Source organism: Variovorax sp. Varisp41 (assembly GCF_047325085.1).
Taxonomy (GTDB): Bacteria; Pseudomonadota; Gammaproteobacteria; order Burkholderiales; family Burkholderiaceae_C; genus Variovorax.
On record NZ_CP168540.1, the window covers coordinates 6,285,420 to 6,304,704 of the forward strand.

The 19,285-nt window shown below is 68.9% G+C and carries 16 protein-coding genes and 3 tRNA genes; 14 read left to right on the forward strand and 5 right to left on the reverse strand.

Annotated elements, in window-relative coordinates:
- Nucleotides 1–933 carry a dimethyl sulfoxide reductase anchor subunit family protein gene (locus ACEN9J_RS29200; RefSeq protein WP_057597038.1) on the forward strand — a complete coding sequence of 311 codons (933 nt, stop codon included), beginning with the start codon at nt 1–3 and terminating at the stop codon, nt 931–933.
- Nucleotides 934–1,039: 106 nt separating this feature from the next.
- Nucleotides 1,040–1,795: a helix-turn-helix domain-containing protein gene (locus tag ACEN9J_RS29205; protein WP_413762743.1), complete on the forward strand. Its 756-nt coding sequence runs from the start codon at nt 1,040–1,042 to the stop codon at nt 1,793–1,795.
- Between the two features lie 67 nt (nt 1,796–1,862).
- Here the strand turns inward: ACEN9J_RS29205 and ACEN9J_RS29210 are convergent, their stop codons facing one another.
- Both ACEN9J_RS29210 and ACEN9J_RS29215 read right to left on the reverse strand, forming a co-directional pair.
- Nucleotides 1,863–3,350, reverse strand: a complete 1,488-nt coding sequence (locus tag ACEN9J_RS29210) for a carboxylesterase/lipase family protein (RefSeq protein ID WP_413762744.1) — start codon at nt 3,348–3,350, stop codon at nt 1,863–1,865.
- Nucleotides 3,351–3,559: 209 nt separating this feature from the next.
- On the reverse strand, nt 3,560–4,489 hold the full coding sequence (locus ACEN9J_RS29215; protein WP_413762745.1) for an SMP-30/gluconolactonase/LRE family protein: 930 nt from the start codon (nt 4,487–4,489) through the stop codon (nt 3,560–3,562).
- Between the two features lie 110 nt (nt 4,490–4,599).
- Between ACEN9J_RS29215 and ACEN9J_RS29220 the strand changes: the two genes are divergently transcribed.
- Nucleotides 4,600–5,253, forward strand: coding sequence for an alpha/beta fold hydrolase (locus tag ACEN9J_RS29220; RefSeq protein WP_413762746.1), 654 nt, complete (start codon nt 4,600–4,602; stop codon nt 5,251–5,253).
- Here ACEN9J_RS29220 and ACEN9J_RS29225 read toward each other — a convergent pair.
- The gene (locus ACEN9J_RS29225; protein ID WP_057597033.1) at nt 5,244–5,699 is read right to left on the reverse strand and encodes a GNAT family N-acetyltransferase; all 456 of its coding nucleotides are present in this window, start codon (nt 5,697–5,699) and stop codon (nt 5,244–5,246) included. The genes ACEN9J_RS29220 and ACEN9J_RS29225 overlap by 10 nt on opposite strands.
- Nucleotides 5,700–5,708: 9 nt before the next feature.
- Nucleotides 5,709–6,665, reverse strand: a complete 957-nt coding sequence (locus ACEN9J_RS29230) for a phosphate acetyltransferase (RefSeq protein WP_057597032.1) — start codon at nt 6,663–6,665, stop codon at nt 5,709–5,711.
- A 494-nt stretch (nt 6,666–7,159) separates the two neighbouring features.
- Between ACEN9J_RS29230 and ACEN9J_RS29235 the strand changes: the two genes are divergently transcribed.
- From ACEN9J_RS29235 to ACEN9J_RS29245, 3 genes are all read left to right on the forward strand, one after another.
- Nucleotides 7,160–7,236, forward strand: a tRNA-Leu gene (locus ACEN9J_RS29235).
- 7 nt (nt 7,237–7,243) lie between these two features.
- Nucleotides 7,244–7,321, forward strand: a tRNA-Pro gene (locus ACEN9J_RS29240).
- A gap of 7 nt (nt 7,322–7,328) precedes the next feature.
- Nucleotides 7,329–7,405, forward strand: a tRNA-Arg gene (locus ACEN9J_RS29245).
- A 1-nt stretch (nt 7,406) separates the two neighbouring features.
- Here the strand turns inward: ACEN9J_RS29245 and ACEN9J_RS29250 are convergent.
- Entirely contained in the window at nt 7,407–8,243 is an 837-nt protein-coding gene (locus tag ACEN9J_RS29250; RefSeq protein ID WP_413762747.1) for a hypothetical protein, read from the reverse strand.
- A gap of 165 nt (nt 8,244–8,408) precedes the next feature.
- Between ACEN9J_RS29250 and ACEN9J_RS29255 the strand changes: the two genes are divergently transcribed.
- The 8 genes from ACEN9J_RS29255 to ACEN9J_RS29290 all read left to right on the forward strand — a co-directional run bounded on the left by ACEN9J_RS29255 (nt 8,409) and on the right by ACEN9J_RS29290 (nt 19,213).
- Entirely contained in the window at nt 8,409–9,119 is a 711-nt protein-coding gene (locus tag ACEN9J_RS29255) for an SIR2 family NAD-dependent protein deacylase (protein WP_261217932.1), read from the forward strand.
- A 212-nt stretch (nt 9,120–9,331) separates the two neighbouring features.
- Entirely contained in the window at nt 9,332–9,814 is a 483-nt protein-coding gene (locus tag ACEN9J_RS29260; RefSeq protein ID WP_261217952.1) for an Hcp family type VI secretion system effector, read from the forward strand.
- 88 nt (nt 9,815–9,902) lie between these two features.
- Entirely contained in the window at nt 9,903–13,034 is a 3,132-nt protein-coding gene (locus ACEN9J_RS29265) for a type VI secretion system Vgr family protein (protein WP_413762748.1), read from the forward strand.
- Between the two features lie 8 nt (nt 13,035–13,042).
- Entirely contained in the window at nt 13,043–13,486 is a 444-nt protein-coding gene (locus tag ACEN9J_RS29270) for a hypothetical protein (RefSeq protein ID WP_413762749.1), read from the forward strand.
- Nucleotides 13,487–13,500: 14 nt separating this feature from the next.
- Nucleotides 13,501–13,935 carry a DcrB-related protein gene (locus tag ACEN9J_RS29275; protein ID WP_413762750.1) on the forward strand — a complete coding sequence of 145 codons (435 nt, stop codon included), beginning with the start codon at nt 13,501–13,503 and terminating at the stop codon, nt 13,933–13,935.
- A 34-nt stretch (nt 13,936–13,969) separates the two neighbouring features.
- The gene (locus ACEN9J_RS29280) at nt 13,970–18,526 is read left to right on the forward strand and encodes an RHS repeat-associated core domain-containing protein (protein ID WP_413762751.1); all 4,557 of its coding nucleotides are present in this window, start codon (nt 13,970–13,972) and stop codon (nt 18,524–18,526) included.
- Nucleotides 18,523–18,864, forward strand: a complete 342-nt coding sequence (locus ACEN9J_RS29285) for a hypothetical protein (protein ID WP_413762752.1) — start codon at nt 18,523–18,525, stop codon at nt 18,862–18,864. The genes ACEN9J_RS29280 and ACEN9J_RS29285 overlap by 4 nt, the downstream gene beginning before the upstream one ends.
- Entirely contained in the window at nt 18,845–19,213 is a 369-nt protein-coding gene (locus ACEN9J_RS29290) for a hypothetical protein (protein ID WP_413762753.1), read from the forward strand. Before ACEN9J_RS29285 ends, ACEN9J_RS29290 begins: the two co-directional genes overlap by 20 nt.
- Nucleotides 19,214–19,285: the final 72 nt, after the last annotated feature.

The window sequence follows — 19,285 nt, forward strand, 5'->3', positions numbered from 1 at the left end:
ATGCATCCCGCCTTCTCGATCCTCTTCTTCACCACGCTGGCCGGTGCCGCGCAGGGCCTGGTGGCCGCGCTCGCGCTGGCGGTGCTGTTCGGCCTCGGGCTGTCGCCGGCCTTCCTCGGCGGCGCGCTGGCGCTGGCCGAGCTGCTGCTGGTCGCGGGCCTCGCGGCCTCGTTCATGCACCTGGGCCGCAAGACGCGCGCCTGGCGCGCGGTGCTGATGTGGCGCACCTCGTGGATGTCGCGCGAGGTGATCGTGCTGCCGGCCTTCATCGCGCTGGTCGCGCTGTGGTGGCTCGCGCTGCGGCTCGGGGTCGCCGCGCCGTGGTCGGTGCTGCTGCCCGTGCTGGTGCTGGGGGGCGCCGTCGCGCTGTGGTACTGCACCGCGATGATCTATGCCTGCCTGCGCTTCATCCAGGAGTGGGCGCATCCGCTGACCATCGCCAACTTCATGCTGATCGGGCTGTCGTCGGGCCTGGTGCTGGCCTGCGCGCTCGCCGCCGTGGCCGGCGAGGCGCGCTTCGTGCAGGCCTTCGGCCCGTGGGCGCTGGCCTTCACGCTCGTGGCCTGGGCCGTGCGCGCGTTCACGCTGCGCCGCAATGCGCGGCTGCGCCCGCGCTCGACCCTGCAGTCGGCCACCGGCATCCGCACGCACAAGCTGGTGCAGAAGTCGATGGGCATGTCGGCGGGCTCGTTCAACACGCGCGAGTTCTTCCATGGCGCCTCGCAGCTCGCGCTGCGCCAGGTCAAGCTGGGCTTCCTGCTGCTGGCCTTCGCGCTGCCCGCGCTGCTGCTGGCCTGGGGCCTCGCGAGCGCGGCCGCGCTGCCGTGGCTGCTCGCGGTGCTGGTGCAGGCGCCGGGTTTGCTGGCCGAGCGCTGGTTCTTCTTCGCGCAGGCACGGCATCCGCAGAACCTGTACTACCAGGTCGTGTCGTAGGACCAGCGCCCGTCGTCGGGCTCGCTAGGGGTTAGCACGCTGGCCGGATGCCGGGTGGTGATGCACAAACACGCGTTGCTTTCCGAACGACAGGTTGCCCCCTCCGATGACCGACCACCTGTATTTCTTCAGTGCGAATTCCTACGTCTACGCCTCGCGCAAGGACGACTTCCCCGCCACCTCCAGGCCCCATGCGGTGCTGCTGTTCTCCGTCGACGGCACGCCGCTCACGCTGCGCACGCCGCGGCGTCAGTTCGTGGGCGGCGCGATCGCGGTGGCGCCGCAGACGGTGCGCACGCTGAGCGTGTCGAACGCGGGCCTGGTGAGCATCAACCTGCCGCCGTCCTCGCCCTTCTTCAGCGCCTTCAGCGGCATCGTGCCGCTGGGCGCGCATGTGCTCGAGCGCAGGGCCTTCAGGCCCTTCGACGGCTTTCTCGCGGGCATGCACGAGGGCGCGCGCAAGCCCGCGCAGGCCGAGGAGATCTTTCGCGACCTGGTCTCGACGGCGGTGGAGCAGTTGCCGTGCACGCAGCGCATCGACGCGCGCGTAATGCAGGTGCTGCGCTACCTCGACGAGGAGCCCGAGGCCACGCTGGTCGAACTCGCGCGTGCCTTCGAGCTTTCGCCGTACCGCATGTCGCACCTGATCTCCGATTCGCTCGGGCTGTCGTTCCGTGCCTACCAGGGCTGGCGCAAGCAGGTGCGCGTGTGCAAGCTCTTGTACTCGGGCCGCTCGCTCACCGACATCGCGCACGAGGCGGGCCTGAGCGACTCGGCCCATCTCTCGCACTTCTACCGGCACTGGTACGGGCAGAGCCCGTCGTACTCGCGCGACCGCGAGTCGGTGAAGTTCTTCTCCTGAGCGCGCCCACCAAAAAAGCCGCTGCGGGGCGAAACCCGCGGCGGCTTTCTTCTTCATGGCGGCGCGTTCAGCGCGGCATCTGCTTCGTCGTCACGGTCGAGAAGCCGGTCTTCACGATCGAGGGAATGCCGATGTCGAGGTACTGGTCGGCATCGTCGTACTTCGGCCAGGTGACGCCGACCTTGGCGACGTTGGGATCGCCCGTGGTCGCGAAGCGGGTCCACATGCTCATCACCTCGTCGCTGAGCTTGTAGTCGCGATCGCTCACGCCCGGATCGGGCGGGATGTCGGGGCTCGCGGGCAGCAGCGAGGTGCCGTAGATGCGCCCGACCGTGGCGAGCGAGCCGTACTGGTAGGACACCTCGAGACCGTGGTAGGCCGCCACGCCCGCGTTGGCCCAGTTCACCGGCACGTGCGTGAAGATGTAGGTGTAGATCGGCGACTTCTGCACCTTCACCATCTGCTTGAGGAAGTTGCCGCGCAGCGGGTTGGCCGCCGTGATCTCGGCGCCGCCGTTGCCCACCATGAAGGGCACGTCGCTGTGCTTGTTGTCGAGGATCAGGTTGCCGATGGTGTCGGGCAGCGACCAGTCGTCGACCGTGAAGGCCGTGGTGTAGCCGCTGCCGCTCGCGAACGAGGCCGCGACGATGTCCTGCCACGGCTTCTTGCGCAGCTCGTCGATGGTGGCCGCGCCCACCTTGGCCATCAGCTTCACGCCGTACTGCTCGGTCTGCGCGAGCGGCGTGCCGGCGGTGGTCCAGCCGGCTTCGGCGATGGCGCGGTGGAACAGCCCCTTGGCCAGCGGCGAGGCCACGAGCCAGTTGGTCTTCATGCCGCCGCCCGAGTGGCCCCAGATGGTGACGTTGCCCGGATCGCCGCCGAAGCCCTCGATGTTCGCCTGCACCCACTTGAGCGCCGCGACCAGGTCGAGCTGGCCGTAGTTGCCCGAGGACTTGTTGGCCGACTCGGCCGTGAGCGCCGGATGCGCCATGTAGCCGAGCGCGCCGATGCGGTGCTGCACCGTGACCGACACCACGCCGTGGTTGGGCAGGTTCGGCAGGTTGTCGCTCGCGCGGTTCACCGAGCCGGTGGTGAGGCCGCCGCCATGGAACAGCACCATCACCGGCAGCTTCTCGCCCTTCTTCTTCGCGGGCGTGGTGATGTTCAGGCGCAGCACGTCCTCGCCCATGCCCGACTCGGGCACGGCGTCGTAGACGGGCGACGCGGGGAAGGGCTGCGGCGCCATCTTGCTGTAGCTGGTGGCGGCATAGACGCCGTCCCACGAGGCCGGCGGCTGCGGCGGCTTCCAGCGCAGGTTGCCGACCGGCGGCGCGCCGTAGGGGATGCCCTTGTACTGGTGCACCCGCGTGTCGCCGTCGCCGACCGTTTCGCCCGAGACCTTGCCCGATGCGGTCCGGATCGGATCGGCGTAGGCGTTCGCGTCCACCGCGGGCGGCGGTGGATTGCCGCCGCCGCCCGATGCCGGCGGCAGCGGTATGAAGCCACCGCCACCGCCGCCACCACCACCGCCGCATGCCACGAGGCCCGCGCTCAAAGCGAGGGCCGCCAGCCACCTGATCCCCGTACCTCTGTCCTGACGTTTCATGTCTCCGCACCTGGTTGTTGAGTGAGCCGGCATCGTAGGAACGCAGGTGCGCGCACGCTTGTACCGAGATGCTGTGCTGACGCGGGCGCGACAACAGCAACTCGGTACAAGCGCGAGCGGCGGGAATGTGCTTGCGCGGCGCGCGCCGCGCGCGGAGTTCAGGCCTCGTGGTTCAACGCCAGCCCGGGCGTGGGCCAGTCGTCGATCGCGATCAGCCGCCCGCTGCCCGACAGCGTGACGAAGGCGGTGCGCAGGCCGGGGCCGCCGAAGCAGATGTTGGTGGTGTAGCGGTCGGGCAGCGACAGGTGCTCGACCTGGCCGCCGTCGGGTGCCACGATGCTGATGCCGCCATGCAGCAGCGTCGCCACGCAGAGATTGCCGAGCGCATCGACCGCCATCGAATCGAAGCGCTGGTAGTGCCCGCCCGGCGAGGCGCAGAGCATGCGCCCGCCATGCGGCGAGGGCCAGCCATCCTTGCGCACGCGGCCCGGCGCCACGATGTCGAAGGCCCAGACGCGCGCGCCCTCGGTTTCGGCGTAGTAGAGCGTCTGGCCATCGGGCGACAGCGCGATGCCGTTGGGCGTCATCACGGGCCGCGCGATCGCCTGCGCGGCGGCGCCGTCGGCATGGCCGTAGAACAGGCCGCCGCGGTCCATGTCGCGCTCGCGCACCTTGCCGAGGTCGGTGAAGTAGAAGCCGCCATGCGCGTCGAACACGATGTCGTTGGGCCCGCACAGCGCGCCGCCCTCGACCGTGTCGTAGATCCGCTCCGCGCGGCCGGTCGCGAGGTTCACGCGCTCGATGCGCCCGCCCGAGTAGTCCTCGGCCTGGCCCACGGGCCGCACGCTGCCATCGGCCTCGGTGTGCCACTTGAAGCCGCCGTTGTTGCAGACGTAGACCGCGCCGTCGGGGCCGATCGCGGCACCGTTCGGGCCGCCGCCGAGGTCGGCCACCACCTGCACCAGGCCATCGGGCCGCACGCGCGTGAGCGTGCCGCGCGCGATCTCCACCAGCAGCACCGAGCCGTCGCGCAGGGCGATCGGTCCTTCGGGAAACTGCAGGCCGCTGGCGAGTTCTCGGATCTTCATCGTGTGTCTCCTGGAGGGCGTGGACGGCGAGCCGGCTTCATTGTGCGGTCGGGGCCGCGACGCGACAATGAGAGCCTGTCGAACGCATGCTGCGATGGAGGACACGTCGAATGGCGAAATTCGTTCTGGTGCCGGGCGGCTGGCACGGAGGCTGGGCCTTCGAGGCCGTCGGCCAACTGCTGGCGGGCGAAGGGCACGAGGTGCGCGCGCTCATGCTGTCGGGGCTGGGCGACGAGCCCGCGCGCGGCGCCAACCTCGACAGCCATGTCGAGGAGGTGGTGCAGGTGTTGCACGAAGGCGATGCGCCCGCCGTGCTCGTCGGCCATTCGTATGCGGGCATGGTCATCACGGGCGCGGCGGACCGGGCGCCGTCGCGCGTCGGCGCGCTGGTCTATGCCGATGCCTATGTGCCCGCGCATGGCGACTCGGTATGGTCGCTCACCAGTCAGTCCTATCGCGACCGCTTCATCGCAGGCGTGGCGGCCGATGGCCTGAGCTGCGCGGCGCCGGGGCACCTGGACAAGCGCTGCCGTGCCCATCCCATGGCCACCTTCCTGCAGGCGATCGCGTTGACGGGCGACTGGCGCCAGGTACGCTGCAAGGCCTACGTGGCCGCCTTCGGCTGGGAAGGCAGCCCGTTCATCGCGCTGTACGAAGCGCTGCGGCAGGACCCCGAGTGGATCACGCACCGCCTCGACTGCGCGCACGACATTCCGCGGCTCGCGCCCGAGGCCTTCGCGAAGATCCTGCTGAACTACGCGTAAAGCGTCTTCTGCATGAAGACGCTGAGCGGGTCGTCGGTGTAGCCGCCGAAGGGGCCGCGCCGCTCGTAGCCAAGCGAGGCATAGAGGGCGAGGGCCTCGGGCTGGAACGGACCCGTTTCGAGCAGAAGCAGCTTGCAGCCCGCGTCGATGGATGCGGACTCCAGTGCCTGCAGCAACTGGCGCGCGATGCCCTTGCCGCGGTAGTCGGGCGCGACGTACATGCGCTTGATCTCGCCCTGCGCGGCGCCGAGCACCACCGCGCCGCAACCCATGGCCTGACCCGCCTCATCGCGCGCGACGAAGAACAGCACATGGGGCTGCTTCAACGATGCGAGGTCGAGCAGGTGCCGGCTTTCGGGTGGATAGAGCTTGTCCTGGTAGGCATCGAGCTCGGCGATCAGGGCGATCACCTCGGGCTGGTCGGGCGTTTCGCGTGCGATGGTCATCGGCGAAGGCTACCCCACGGCCTTGATGAGCCGGTCGCGTCCCGCCTTCGCGAGCATCGACGCGACGGCGCAGGAGGCCAGCCGTGCCGCTTCCGAATCGGCGCGGCTCGTGAGGATCACCGGTACCTTGGTGCCGAGCACGATGCCGGCCGCATAGGCGCCGCCGAGGAAGGTCAGGCTCTTCGCGAGCATGTTGCCGGCATCGAGGTCGGGCACGATCAGCACGTTGGCGCGGCCCGCCACGGGCGAGACGATGCCCTTGATGCGCGCGGCCTCGGCATCGATCGCGTTGTCCATCGCGAGCGGGCCGTCGAGCTGCGCGCCCGTGATCTGGCCGCGGTCGGCCATCTTGCAGAGCACGGCCGCGTCGAGCGTGGAGGGCACCTTGGCATTGACCGTTTCGGTCGCCGAGAGGATGGCCACGCGCACGGCCGGCATCAGCAGCGCATGCGCGAGGTCGATCGCGTTCTGCACGATGTCGACCTTCTCCTCGAGCGTGGGCGCGATGTTGATCGCGGCATCGGAAATCACCAGCGGCTGCGCATGGCCGGGCACGTCCATCACGAAGCAATGGCTGATGCGGCGCGAGGTGCGCAGGCCGCCTTCGCGGCGCACCACCGCGCCCATGAGTTCGTCGGTGTGCAGGCTGCCCTTCATCAATGCATCGACCTCGCCGCGCAGGGCCATCGCCACGGCCGCGTCGGCCGCGGCATGGCTGTGCGGCGCATCGACGATGGCAATGCCCGAGAGGTCGATGCCGATCTCGTGCGCTGCCGCTTCGATCTTCGCGCGCGGGCCCACCAGCGTGGGCGCGATCAGCCCCAGCGCGGCCGAGGCGAGCGCTGCCTCGAGCGACACGGCATTGGCCGGATGCACCACCGCCACGCGCAGCGGCGGCAGGCCGCGCGCGGTGGCGATCAGGCGGTCGTAGTGCGGATGGGAGGTGGTGGGATGGGGTGCGGCCATGCGGGCAACCTTACTTCAAAATTTTTTCAGCCGGCATGTTGACGGCGGCGTAAAGACTATTTACAGTCCGACTCCTTCGCGCAGCAGACTGCGCATTTTCGATTCCACACACAGCACCACAGGACCCATCGTGACCACCGCAGCCCGCATTTGCATCGACAGCCTCCGACCCATGCCGGTCCGGCCGCTCGTGCGCGCTCTGCTGGCCGTCACGGTCGCTGCATGGCTGAACGAGAACCACAGGCTGCATCCGGGTGGAGGGCGCGCTTAGGCGACGACCTCCCAAGCGCTCTTCACCAAGAGGCCCGGACACCGAAAGGTTCCGGGCCTTTTTTGCTTTGGCGCCTCATCACCGAACCCTTGACCCATGCAGCGATCGTGCTGCGGCGCATGAAGCCCTAAGCCTCATGCACGCTCCTTCAAAATTCGAAACGACGAGGCGGGGCCGCTTGGGCGCGGCCCCTCGCCTCGGCAAGCAAGAGAAAACACATTCAGCCTCGGTGACGCAATTGGTAGACGTGTCCGCCTTAGAAGCGGAATTCTGGGAGTTCGAGTCTCCCCCGAGGCACCAAATTTCTCTGGGTGTAGTGTCAATCAGGTAGACGGCCTGCCCTGGAAGCAGGAGGCTGCAGGTTCGAATCCTGCCACCCAGACCATCGCCATCCCGCGTTAGCTCAATGGATCAGAGCACCTGCCTACGAAGCAGGGGGTTGCACGTTCGAGTCGTGCACGTGGGGCCATTCATGCAGGCCTGGCCGGCTCGCGCACCAGCGCCCGCGCCACCCGCCACGCCATCCACAGCAGCGCGATCGGCAGCACCACGGTCTGCAGCGCGAACAGCGCGATCAGCTTCACGATGCGCTCGGCCCAGTCCGAGGCCGAGCGGATGATCTGGTCGTAGGTGGCCTTGAGATTCGGCAGCTTCGGCAGCCAGCGCTCGATGCGTTCCTTCCAGCCCTCCTGCGCATTCGGCTGCGCCTCCTGCGCGGTGTCGACCACGGCGGCCGGCGACTTCTCGATCAGCGCGAGGGCCGACTGGTACTCGTCGGCCATGAAGACGCGGTACAGCGCCTCGTTGGCCATGGCCGACAGCGGCACCGCGAAGCGCACCAGCAGCAGCCCGATCAACAGCGACTGCAGCCAGCGCGGCGAACGGCCGCTGTGCCAGCGCCAGGCGATCCACGCCAGCGCCATCGCGCAGACCAGCACCGACATCCAGGCATGCGCGCCGATCTTGAGCAGCACGAGCTGGATGCCGAAGGACACGCTGGCCGCCAGCATGATGGCCGCGAACTGTTCGATCAGTTCGTTGAGCGGCTTGAGCGCCTGGCCCGGCGCGAGGCTCACGCCGATACCGCCGGGGGTGGCATCGACCTGCGTGCCCTGCGCCACCGAGACCACCGCGCCGAGCGCGCGTGCCGCGGCGAAGGTGGTCAGGGCGCGCTTGAGTCCGTCCTCGACCTGCGCGCGCGCGGGCGTGTCGATCGGCGCGACCCAGCAACCGAGGAACACCACGAGGGCGACGGCGAGAAGGTAGACGCGCTGCAGCGGTCGGTTGGAGGTGGTGGTGCTGTTCATGGCTCGTGGTCGGGTGCGTGCGCGCGGTCGCGTGAAAGGCCGCGGCGGGCTTCTGGCATTCTCGCGGCGCTCGGTCGCCGCTCGAAAGAATCCCGCATGGCGGGGTCGGTCGGGGTGTGCGTTCGACGCCGCCCCGGGTTTCTTGTTCCCTTCGGAGTCCTCTTCATGACAACCACCGTTCAACCCCGCAAGATCGTCGTGCTCTCGGGCTCGGGCGTGAGCGCCGAAAGCGGCCTGCCCACCTTCCGCGATGCCAAGGGCCTGTGGAACAACCATCCGTGGCAGGAGCTCGCGAGTCCCGAGGGCTGGCAGCGCCATCCCGAGACCGTGCAGGCCTTCTACAACGAGCGCCGCCAGAAGGCCTGGGCCGCCCAGCCCAACGCGGCGCACGCGGCCATCGCTTCGCTCGAGCCGGCCTACGAGGTGGTCATCGTCACGCAGAACGTCGATGCGCTGCACGAGCGCGCGGGCTCCACGCAGGTGCTGCACATCCACGGCGAGCTCGCCTATGCGCGCGGCACCTCGGAGCGGCGTCATCGCTACCGCATCGACGGCGCGGCGATCGAGATGGGCCAGCTGTGCGAGGACGGCACGCAGCTGCGGCCCGACATCGTGTGGTTCGGCGAATCGGTGCAGCACTTCGACGAGGCGCTGATGCACGTCGCCAGCGCCGCGCGCGTGCTGGTGGTGGGCACTTCGCTCGCGGTGCAGCCGGCCGCCTCGCTCGCGCGCTATGCGCACCACAGTGCCGAGAAGGTGCTGGTGTCGCTCGAGATGGAGGAGGTGCCGCGCGGCTTCGACTTCATGCGCGGCAAGGCGACCGAGCAGGTGCCGGCGCTGGTCGCGCGATGGCTCGCGGAAGCGCCGCAACGATAGGTGGCGCCTGCCAGGCAAGGCCCGTCATCGAGAGATGACGGGCTTTTTTGTGTCGTCTTGTTTCGGCACTCGCGTGCCGGGGCCGCCAAGGAACCGATTGTTCCTAAGCTTCGGGCCAGGTAGTGCTTTTTTCGCCATGACCTTCTGCACTGGCGAGCGCGCCGCGCTTCACCTACCGTTCGGGCGGTTTCAACGCAACACGGGAGCAGCTCATGGCGGTAGACATGTTCATGCGCGTCGAAGGCGCGAATGGCGAATCGAAGGACGCGAACCACAAGGACTGGACGGACATCAAGTCCTTCGCATGGGGCGCGACCCAGCCCGGCAACATGGTCAGCGGTGGCGGCGGTGGCGTGGGCAAGGCCAGCTTCAACGACCTGCAGGTGCTCGCGCGCATCGACAAGGCGGCGCCGTCCGTCATGAAGAACTGCGCCAGCGGCAAGCACCTGAGCAAGGTCGAGGTCTCGGTCTGCAAGGCCGGCGGCAGCCAGATCGAATACACGCGCGTGACGCTCGAGGAGGTGCTGGTCACCTCGGTGCAGTACACGGCCGAGCAGGGCAGCGACGCGGTGTTCGTGCAGTACGCGTTCCAGGCCGCCAAGGTCAAGCAGCAGTATTGGGAACAGACCGACAAGGGCGGCAAGGGCGCCGAAACCCAGCTCGGCTGGAACATCAAGGAAAACAGGGAAGCCTGAGCACCGCGCGTGCGGGCCGGCGCGCGAGGTGCGCCGGCCCGCGTGCGCCTGTGCGTTGCATTCGCTTCGTCGCAAGGTCCCCGCCCCCATGACCCGCAGCTTCATCGCCCACAGTGCCCTGGGCGAGCGCCTCAAGTTCCGTTCGATGACGGGGCAGGAGCGGATCTCCACGCTGTTCGAATCGCGCGTGCGGCTGGTCAGCGAGCTGCCTGGCATCTCGGCCAGGCAGATGCTCGGCGAGGACATGACGATCGAGGTCAACCTCGCGACCGAGCTCGGCGGCGCGGGGCAGCGCTTCATCAGCGGGCAGGTCACGCGCTTCGCGCGCGTGGGCAAGGACGACGGCGACATGCACGTCTACGAAGCCGTGCTGCGCCCCTGGCTCTGGTATGCCACGCGGCGCTCGGATTTCAAGATCTTCCAGTTCAAGTCCGTGCCCGACATCGTGCAGGAGGTGCTCGCGCCTTACGGCTTCGGCATCGACGCGCGCCTGAGCGGCAGCTACCGCGGCTGGGACTACTGCGTGCAGTACGGCGAGACCGACTTCGACTTCGTGAGCCGGCTCATGGAGTCCGAGGGCATCTACTACTTCTTCGCGCATGCAAAAGGCAGCCATCAGCTCGTGCTGTGCGACGGAGCGGGCTCGCATGCGCCGCTGCCCGCCGGCCCGGTGAAGGTGCCCTACCACGCGGGCGTGCTCGCGGCGCAGATCCTCGAGCAGGACTTCATCGACAGCTGGCACCACGCCGAGGACATCGCCTCGGGCCATTTCGCGACCGACGACTACGACTTCAGGAAGCCGCACGCCGAGATCGACACGCTGCGCCGCCAGCCCGCGGGCCACAGCCGCGACAGCTACGAGATCTACGACTGGCCCGGCGGCTACACCGAACTCGGCGACGGCGAGAACTACGCGCGGCTGCGGCTCGAACAGCAGACCGGCCGGCGCGAATCGATCGAGGCCGAAGGCAACCTGCGCCACATCGCGCCCGGCTACCTGTTCGACCTCGCGCGCCATCCGAACGCCGAGGACAACCGCCGCTACCTGATCGAGGCCGCGAGCCACGACTTCCAGGAGAACGCGCTGCGCGTGGCGGCCGCCGGCGCCGCCTACGGCGAATCGACCAGCAGCACCAGCTACCGCCAGGCCTTCGCGGTGGTGCCCGACAGCGCGCCCTACCGCGTGCCGCGCCTCACGCCGCGCCCGCGCACCACCGGCCCGCAGACCGCGGTGGTGGTGGGCCCCGCGGGCGAGGAGATTTACACCGACGAGTACGGCCGCATCAAGGTGCAGTTCCACTGGGACCGTTATGGCCAGCGCGACGAGAACGCCTCGTGCTGGATCCGCGTCTCGCAGACCTGGGCCGGCGGCGGCTACGGCAGCATGCAGATCCCGCGCATCGGGCAGGAGGTGATCGTCGACTTCCTCAACGGCGACCCCGACCATCCGATCGTGACCGGCTGCGTCTACAACGCCGCGCAGATGCCGGCCTGGGAACTGCCGCGCCACAAGACGCAGTCGGGCATCCAGACGCACTGGAGCAAGGGCGGCGGCGGCAAGCACATGCTGCGCTTCGAGGACAAGCGCGGCAGCGAGCACATCGAGCTCTCGACCGACCATGGTGCCACCCACCTGCACATGGGCTACCTGATGAACCAGGGCTCGGAGGTGCAGCGCAGCTACGGCTTCGAGCTGCGCACCAACGAGTGGGGTTCGATCCGCGCCGACAAGGGCCTGCTGCTGACCACCTACACGCAGGACTTCACGCAGCGCGTGTCGCGCGACAACCCCGACGGACACGAACACATGGGCGCCGCGCTCGCGCAGAGCGGCGCGCTGATGCAGTCGGCCGGGCAGGCCATCGCCGCCACCAAGGCGCTGGTCGGCGCCATGGCCAAGGGCAAGGGCCAGCAGCTCATGGGGTTGGCGCAGGGCGTGCAGTCGCTGGCCGGCGCGGCGCAGGCCGTGAGCGCGCTGGCTGGGGGCGATGCTTCCGACGAGGCCGGCGTCTCGGGCGATGCCGACCCCGCCATGGCCGATGCGCAGCGCATGCTCGACCTCTCGCGCAGGATCGACAAGCCCGTGGTCTCGATCGTGAGCCCCGAGGGCCAGACCATGATCAGCCCCAAGCCCATCGTCGTGAGCTCGGGCCAGAGCGTGTCGATGCGCTCGCAGTCGGCCATGACGCTCACCACCGGCGCGCAGCTCACGCAACTGGTGGCGGGCGGCATGCTGACGCAGATCGCCAAGGGCGGGCAGGTCAACGTGGTCTCGGGCGGCGACATCGTCTCGCATGCGAGCGAGGGCGCGATCAACCTCGTGGCCAAGACCGATGCCTCGGTGACCTCGACCGAGAGCAACGCCAACCTCGTGGGCCGCAAGTCGGTGCTGGTGCAGGCGGTGGACCAGGACGTGTTCGTGATGGGCAAGACCAGCATCTCGCTGATCTGCGGCAAGTCGTCGATCGTGCTGCTCGAGGACGGGACGATTCGGATCAGCGGCGTGAAGGGGCTGGTGAACTTCACGGAGGATCTGGATCAGCGGGGCGGGAAGATCTTCCTGAACTGCGAGGCGCCGGTGGGCGCGGCGCCGCCCGAGGCCACCGAAGAGGAACAGGCGCCCACCTTGCCCGCGGCGGCCGCGCCGGCGACACCGCAGAGCGCGGCCACCTCCGGTTCGTCCATCAAGTCCAAGGTTCTCGCCGAGCAGATGAAGAGGCTGAAGGATGCGAACTGGAAGATCGTCTATGGGCCGAACGGCAAGGGCTCGCACACCAATCTGCAGACCAAACGGATCACGCTCGACAGCGACGTCAAGACGAACCCGGCGATGTTCCACGAGCACCTCGCCCACGAGCTCGGGCATGCGCTGTATCCGGGAAAAATCGATCTTCAATCGAAGGAGAGCTACATCGACAGCATGCTGATGTCGGAGGGCGCGGCACAGATGAACGAGATCACGGTGCAACGCGAACTGCTGGCGATGGGCGCGGACGACATCAAGGCGACGACCAATCCCATTCACATGGCCATCTACAACGGCGCCTACGACAACGCCTTGAAAACGGGCGACACCGAATCGGCGATCAGGACCATGGGCACGATCTACGGAACCGGGAAGACTTCGACGACCCAGGAGTCCTACTACGACTACTACGCCAAGGGCTACCCCCAGGCCCTGAAGGCCATGTCTCAAAGCAATCCGAAGGGCCCGAAGTGAGCGCGGCGATGAACGGTCCGTCGTCTGCGTTGTCGTTGTGGAGCATGGTCGATGCCTTGTCCGCGCAGATTCCGTTCTCGGCGCCGGCCGTGGCGAGCCTTCTGCCGGTGCACTTGGCGGAAGCCTCGTCGGCCGATGACGAACCGTTCCGCTTCTTCGAGGGCGGGCCGATCCGCCTCGGCGATGGTGTCGAGATATCGAGCGTCGACCTGAGGATCCGGCGTGAACCCGGGCACCCCGGATTTCTCGTCATCGAGTTGCAGGGCCGCTGCGTCCCGCTCGAGGAGGTGAGGGCACGCCATCAGCTGCTGTCGCTCACCGGCGTGCCGCGCGGCCGTTCGCCCGAGGAGGCGATCACCCTCAGCGCCGAGACGACATGGGGACGGCTGTCGTTCGGCTTCAAGGAACGCCGCCGCGACTGCCTGGCCTACATCGTCTTCGCGCCCCACTGAACTGCAGGACGCCCATGCGCTATCACATCCAAGAAGGCCACTTCGACCTCCCCGGCGACGGCCGCATCGACCGCTCGATGAACGTGCTCGCCATGCCCGACGGCAGCGGCGTCACCTTCATCGTCAGCCGCGACGCCTTGCGCGCGCACGAAACCCTGGCGCAGTTCGTCGAGCGTCAGATGAACGATCTCAAGCGCCAGGTGAGCCAGCTGCAGGAGACCTCGCGCAACCCCATCGGCGTGGGCCCCGCAATGCGCAGCCTGGCCGCGATCGAGATCGCCACCCGCTTCAGGCAGAACGGCCAGGCGCTGCACCAGCGGCAGGCCGCCTTTCAACTGCCCGACGGCCGCGCGGTGCTGATCCTCACCGCGAGCAGCCCCGAGCCCTTCGGCGAGAGCGAGCTCGCGCTGTGGCAGCGCACGCTCGCGAGCTTCCAGCCCAGGGACTGACGCGGCACCGCGGCTGCGTGCCTCGCCATCGACCATGTCCGGCCAACCCGCAGCGCGCCTGCACGACCCCATTGCCCACACCAACGCGCATGCGCGCTTCTGGGCCAAGTTCGCCGGCGGGTTGATCGGCGGCATTGCCGTGGGCTTCGCGGCCGGCGTGGCCGTGGCGGCCGTGGTCGGCACCGGCGGGCTCGCGGGGCCGCTGGTGGCGGGCGCGGTGGTGGTCGGCGCGCGCATGGCCGGCGGCTATGTGGGCGCGAGCCTCGGCGAATCGATCGCCGATGCGCTGGTGCCCGAGACGCTCACCGTGACCGGCGCCATCACCAGTGCCTCGTCGGACGTGTTCGTCAACAGCAAGGCCGTGGGCGCGGCGCGGGCCTCGCCCGACATTCCGATGGACACCGTGAGCTGCTCGCGCGACTCGCCGCAGATCCTGCTGGCCGAGGGCGCCGAGACCGTGTTCATCAACCGCGGCGTGGCCTCGCGCAAGGACGACCATACCGAGTGCGGCGCCAAGGTCAGCGAGGGTTCGCCCAATGTCTTCATCGGCGGGCCGACCGCGCGCGTGCGCGAGGTGGCCGACGAGGTGCCGCTGATCTCGAAGGTGCTGGTGACCGTGTTCAACGTGGTCATGATCTATCGCGGCCTGCGCTGCCTGCCGAAGCTCGCGCGCCAGGGCCGCCAGGCATTGCCTTGCCTGATCGAGGGCGCGGTCGGTGTCGGCCTGGGCATCCATGGCCTGGTGAGCTCGTTCGGCAACCCGGTGCACGCGGCCACGGGCGCCAAGTTCCTCGGCGGCGAGGGCGAGCTCGATTTCAGCCTGCCGGGCCCGCTGCCGATCGCGTGGCAGCGCTTCTACAACAGCCGCGACCTGCGCCACGACGGACCGTTGGGGCAGGGCTGGAACCTGCCGTACTCGATGCTGCTGCGCCTGGGGCAGGGGCATGACGGGCAGCGGATGCTGACGCTCGTCGACCGGCAGGGTCGCGAGTTGCCGCTTCCCGACATTCCCGCCGGCTCGCGGCGCCATGACCCGTGCGAGGGCGTCGAACTGTGCCGAACCGAGAGCGGCCACTATTTCATCCACGTGCCCGGCGGGCTGTTCTACATCTTCGAGGCGCCGCCGGCCGATGCGCCGACGGGTTGCACGCTCAGGCTGGCAAGGCTCGAGGACCGCAACGGCAACTTCATTGCATTGAGCCACGATGCATCGGGCCGGCTCGCCGAGATCGTCGACGGCACCGGTCGCCGCATCGTGCTCGAGCACGAGGAGCGCACGGGCGCCGCGCGGCTGTGCGCGGTGCACCTGGCGGCGGGTGCCCGCGGCGAGACGCCCGGCCTGCTGGTCGCCTACCGCCACGATGCCGAAGGCAGGCTGGCCGAGGTGAGGGACCGCGCCGGCGCCGCGACACGCCGCTTCGGCTATGACGGGCAGGGCCTGATGCGCTTCCATGCCGATGCGGCGGGCCTCGAATGCCACTACGAGTGGACCGGCGTGAATGCCGAGGCTCGCGTGCGCCGGCACTGGACCAGCGACGGCCGCCGCTACGAGGCGAGCTACGCGCCGCCGCGCGCAGGCCAGGCTTTCGGCGAAACCCGCGTCGTCGACAACCTCGGGCGCGTGCTGCTGTGGCAGTGGAACGACGCGCACCAGCTCGTTTCCCACACCAACGCGCAAGGCCAGCGCTGGCAGGCGCGCTATGACGAGCTGGGACTGCTGGCTACGCTCACCGAGCCCGATGGCGCGACCATGCGGTGCGACTACGACGCGCAAGGTTTTCCCTGCAGCCGCACCGATGCGTTGGGACGCACCTGGCGCACCGGCTGGACCGACTTCGGCCTGCCGTGGCACGAGACCCTGCCGGATGGCAGCGCCTGGACCTATGCCTACAGCGACGAAGGCAACCTCGTGCGCGAGACCGATCCGCTGGGGCATGTCACCGAGTACGCCTACGACCGGCGCGGCCTGCCCGTTCGCGTCACCGACCCCCATGGCGGCAGCCAGAAGCTGCGCTGGAACGAGCGGGCGCAGCTCGCGGCCTTCACGGACTGCTCGGGCAGCACCACGCGCTACGACTACGACGGCTGGGGCTACCTCGCGGCCGTGACCGACGCGCTCGGCCAGCGGACCCTGCTCGCGCACGATGCCAGGGGCCGGCTGCTGTCGGTGTCGCGGCCCGACGGCAGCCACCAGGGCTTCGAGCGCGACGCCGCGGGCCGCCTCGTGGCCGCGACCGACGCGCTGAGCCGCCGCACGCACTTCGTGCTCGGTTCGCGCGGCGAGCCGATGCTGCGGCGCGACGCGGAGGGCCGCCAGATCGCCTGGCACTACGACGCCGCCGGGCGACTGCAGCGCCTGGTCAACGAGAACGGCCGCGCCTTCGAGTTCGTGCGCGACCAGGCCGACCGCATCGTCGAGGAGCGTCGCGTGGATGGCACGCGCGTGCAGACCGAACACGACGCCAACGGTCGCGTGGTGGCGGTGACGCACTGGCCCGGCATCGGCGACGAAGACCTCTCGCTCGACCCCGCCGCGCAACCGCGCCGGATCGCGCGGCCGCTTCGCACCGAGCTGGTTCGCGACGCCGCGGGCCGCCTGCTCGAGAAACGCACCGCAAGCCATCGCTATCGTTACCGCTACGACCTGCTCGACAGGCTGGTCGAGGCGCTCAAGCTCGAGGTGGTGGAGGGCGAGGGCGCATCGGCCACGCTGCGTCCCCTGCATCGCACCTGCCTGGCCTACGACCGCCTCGGCCGCATCGTCAGCGAGATCGCCATCGACGAGCGCAGCGGCGAACGCCACGCACTGCATCACGAGCACGATGCCTTCGGCAACCGCACGCGCACCGTGCTGCCCGCGCTGGATGGCGCGGGCGGCGCCAGCGGTGCGGACGACGGGCGACGCGTGCTCGACTACCTCCACTACGGTTCGGGCCACCTGCACCGGATCGACTTCTCGCACGAGTCCGCGGGCGAACCCGCGCGGCGACGTGTCGTGTGCGACATCGAGCGCGACGCCCTGCATCGCGAGGTGGCGCGCAGCCAGGGTGCGCTGTCGCTGCGCTTCGCGCTCGATCCGCTCGGGCGGCGCAGCGCGTCGTGGTGCCGGCCGGGCGCGCTGGCCGGCGCCTTCTCGACCGCCGACGAGGATTGGCGGCGTGCGATGGACAGTGTCGGCACCGCCGATGCGCGTGTGCTCGATGGCCTGATGAAGGAGTACCGGCACGATGCCGTGGGCGAGCTGCGCGGCAGTCGTCATTCCATAGAAGGCGCGACCGGCTACCGCTATGACGCGACCGGACGCGTAGAGGAGCGCGTGCGCATCGTCGGCGCGGCGCAGCAGCCCGATCGCGCCGATCGCGGCGACCGGCACGAGCGCTTCGGCTACGACCCCGCGGGCAATCTGCTCGACGCCGCCGCGACCTTCGCGCCGCCGCAACTGCGCGACAACCTCGTGCGCGTGAGCGGTGCCCATCGCTACGTGTATGACGGCCACGGCCGCCTGGTCTGCAAGAAGTCGGGGCGGCACACCGAGCAGCGCTTCGACTGGGACGACGAGAACCGCCTCGCTGCCGTGCACACGACGCGGCGCCCGCACACGCCCGAGGCGATCAGCCAGACCACCCGCTTCGACTACGACGCACTCGGGCGACGCGTGGCCAAGCGCGATGCCTTCGGGCACACGCGTTTCGTCTGGGAGGGCATGCGGCTCATCGAGGAGCGCCGTGGCGGGCAGGCCGTGGCCTACGTCTACGAGCCCGGCAGCTACGTGCCGCTCGCGCGCCTGGAGGCGTCGCAACCTGGCACCGGTGCGTCGCACAGCGAGCGCATCCGCCATTTCCACACCGACACCGCGGGCCGGCCCGAGGAGTTGAGCGACGAGCAGGGCCGCCTCTGCTGGCGTGCCAGCTACCGGACCTGGGGCGCGACCGTCTCCGAGCACTGGGAACTCGCCACGCTCGATGGCCGGCCGGCGCTGTCCGCAACGCCACGGGACGACGATTCGCCGCGCATCGAGCAGAACCTGCGCCTGCAGGGGCAGTACCTCGACCGCGACACCGGCCTGCACTACAACACCTTCCGCTACTACGACCCCGACATCGGCCGCTTCATCGGCCCCGACCCGATCGGCCTGGCCGGTGGCATGAATCTGCATGCCTATGCGCCGAACCCCATCGCGTGGATCGATCCCTGGGGCCTCAACACCCTGGAGAAGGGCTCGCCGCTGCCCGATGCCGCCAAGGTGTATCGCGTGAGCACCGACGGCCCCTTCAACTTCGATTTCAACGCGCGCGAGCTCGATGCGATCGGCAAGGGCAAGCTCAATCCACCGGGCGTGTCGGTGATCCGCGCCAACAGCGCCGACGAGGCCATGGGCATCTGGAACAAGGCCTTTCCCAACCGCCCCGCGGCCAGCGTGGGCGAGATCGGCGCGGCCGACCTGCGCGCCACGGGCTTCGACGTGATTCACGACCCTTCCAAGGGCGCGCTGGGACAGAATCACGCCAGGCTGATCCATCCCGAGGGCGTGGATGGATTCAATGCGAACAAGGGAAAGCTGCTCAGCGCATTCAAGGGATGCGCAGGATGAACATGATCGACCACATCGTTTCGCGCCGCGGCGGCGAGGTGTACGCCACCGTCGAATTCATTCCGGACGAGAAGATCGACTTCTTCTTTCGCGGGCGCTTGCTGCGCAACGACTTCCCCGCGGAGCTGCTCGCGCTCGTCGCCGAATACGAGGGCATCGTCGAGGACATGGTGTTCTCGCTCGTCGACGAGGTCGAGGAGAGGATCTACGCCTATGACCTCGGGTTGCGCGAGATGGGCGTGGGAGTTTTCAATCTCTCGATAGGCACGCATGGCGAGATCTCGTTCTTCACGAAATACCCGACTGGCAGCGGCTTCAATGACCGGTATCCGGGCTGAAGCGCACGCGGACCCGGGCCGAACCCTCGAGGCGGCGGTGCAGAACCTGCGCGACAACCGCGACGACGAGGTCGAGGGCACCTTCTGTCATGCGCTCTTCGAGGACCGCATGTTCGACGAGGCGCTGCTCGTGCCGCTCATTGCCGACATCGCGTTGGTGCTGAAACAGCAGGAGGTCGACCCGGCGCATCGCCGACTCGCGCACTGGGTGATGCTGGGCACCCTGCGCTGCCTGTTCTCGCACTTCGATGCGAACGATTTCTACAAGATCGAGAACCTCGATGCGGAGGTTTATGGGCGGTGGAGTGGGGACTACTTCGAGCGGTTTCGGGCATTGATGTCGCGCTGAGTTGCGCGCTTGTCACGACCGCGCCAACCAAATCGCCGGGTCCACAATTGTTCACCCCAAGGGCCTAGCCTG

What these genes read in the sequence shown, in the direction of transcription:
- ACEN9J_RS29200 (WP_057597038.1), top strand. Translation starts at nt 1, where the DNA reads ATGCATCCCGCCTTCTCGATCCTCTTCTTCACCACGCTGGCCGGTGCC.
- ACEN9J_RS29205 (WP_413762743.1), top strand. Translation starts at nt 1,040, where the DNA reads ATGACCGACCACCTGTATTTCTTCAGTGCGAATTCCTACGTCTACGCC.
- ACEN9J_RS29215 (WP_413762745.1), bottom strand. Translation starts at nt 4,489, where the DNA reads ATGAAGATCCGAGAACTCGCCAGCGGCCTGCAGTTTCCCGAAGGACCG.
- ACEN9J_RS29220 (WP_413762746.1), top strand. Translation starts at nt 4,600, where the DNA reads ATGGCGAAATTCGTTCTGGTGCCGGGCGGCTGGCACGGAGGCTGGGCC.
- ACEN9J_RS29225 (WP_057597033.1), bottom strand. Translation starts at nt 5,699, where the DNA reads ATGACCATCGCACGCGAAACGCCCGACCAGCCCGAGGTGATCGCCCTG.
- ACEN9J_RS29230 (WP_057597032.1), bottom strand. Translation starts at nt 6,665, where the DNA reads ATGGCCGCACCCCATCCCACCACCTCCCATCCGCACTACGACCGCCTG.
- ACEN9J_RS29250 (WP_413762747.1), bottom strand. Translation starts at nt 8,243, where the DNA reads ATGAACAGCACCACCACCTCCAACCGACCGCTGCAGCGCGTCTACCTT.
- ACEN9J_RS29255 (WP_261217932.1), top strand. Translation starts at nt 8,409, where the DNA reads ATGACAACCACCGTTCAACCCCGCAAGATCGTCGTGCTCTCGGGCTCG.
- ACEN9J_RS29260 (WP_261217952.1), top strand. Translation starts at nt 9,332, where the DNA reads ATGGCGGTAGACATGTTCATGCGCGTCGAAGGCGCGAATGGCGAATCG.
- ACEN9J_RS29265 (WP_413762748.1), top strand. Translation starts at nt 9,903, where the DNA reads ATGACCCGCAGCTTCATCGCCCACAGTGCCCTGGGCGAGCGCCTCAAG.
- ACEN9J_RS29270 (WP_413762749.1), top strand. Translation starts at nt 13,043, where the DNA reads ATGAACGGTCCGTCGTCTGCGTTGTCGTTGTGGAGCATGGTCGATGCC.
- ACEN9J_RS29275 (WP_413762750.1), top strand. Translation starts at nt 13,501, where the DNA reads ATGCGCTATCACATCCAAGAAGGCCACTTCGACCTCCCCGGCGACGGC.
- ACEN9J_RS29280 (WP_413762751.1), top strand. Translation starts at nt 13,970, where the DNA reads ATGTCCGGCCAACCCGCAGCGCGCCTGCACGACCCCATTGCCCACACC.
- ACEN9J_RS29285 (WP_413762752.1), top strand. Translation starts at nt 18,523, where the DNA reads ATGAACATGATCGACCACATCGTTTCGCGCCGCGGCGGCGAGGTGTAC.
- ACEN9J_RS29290 (WP_413762753.1), top strand. Translation starts at nt 18,845, where the DNA reads ATGACCGGTATCCGGGCTGAAGCGCACGCGGACCCGGGCCGAACCCTC.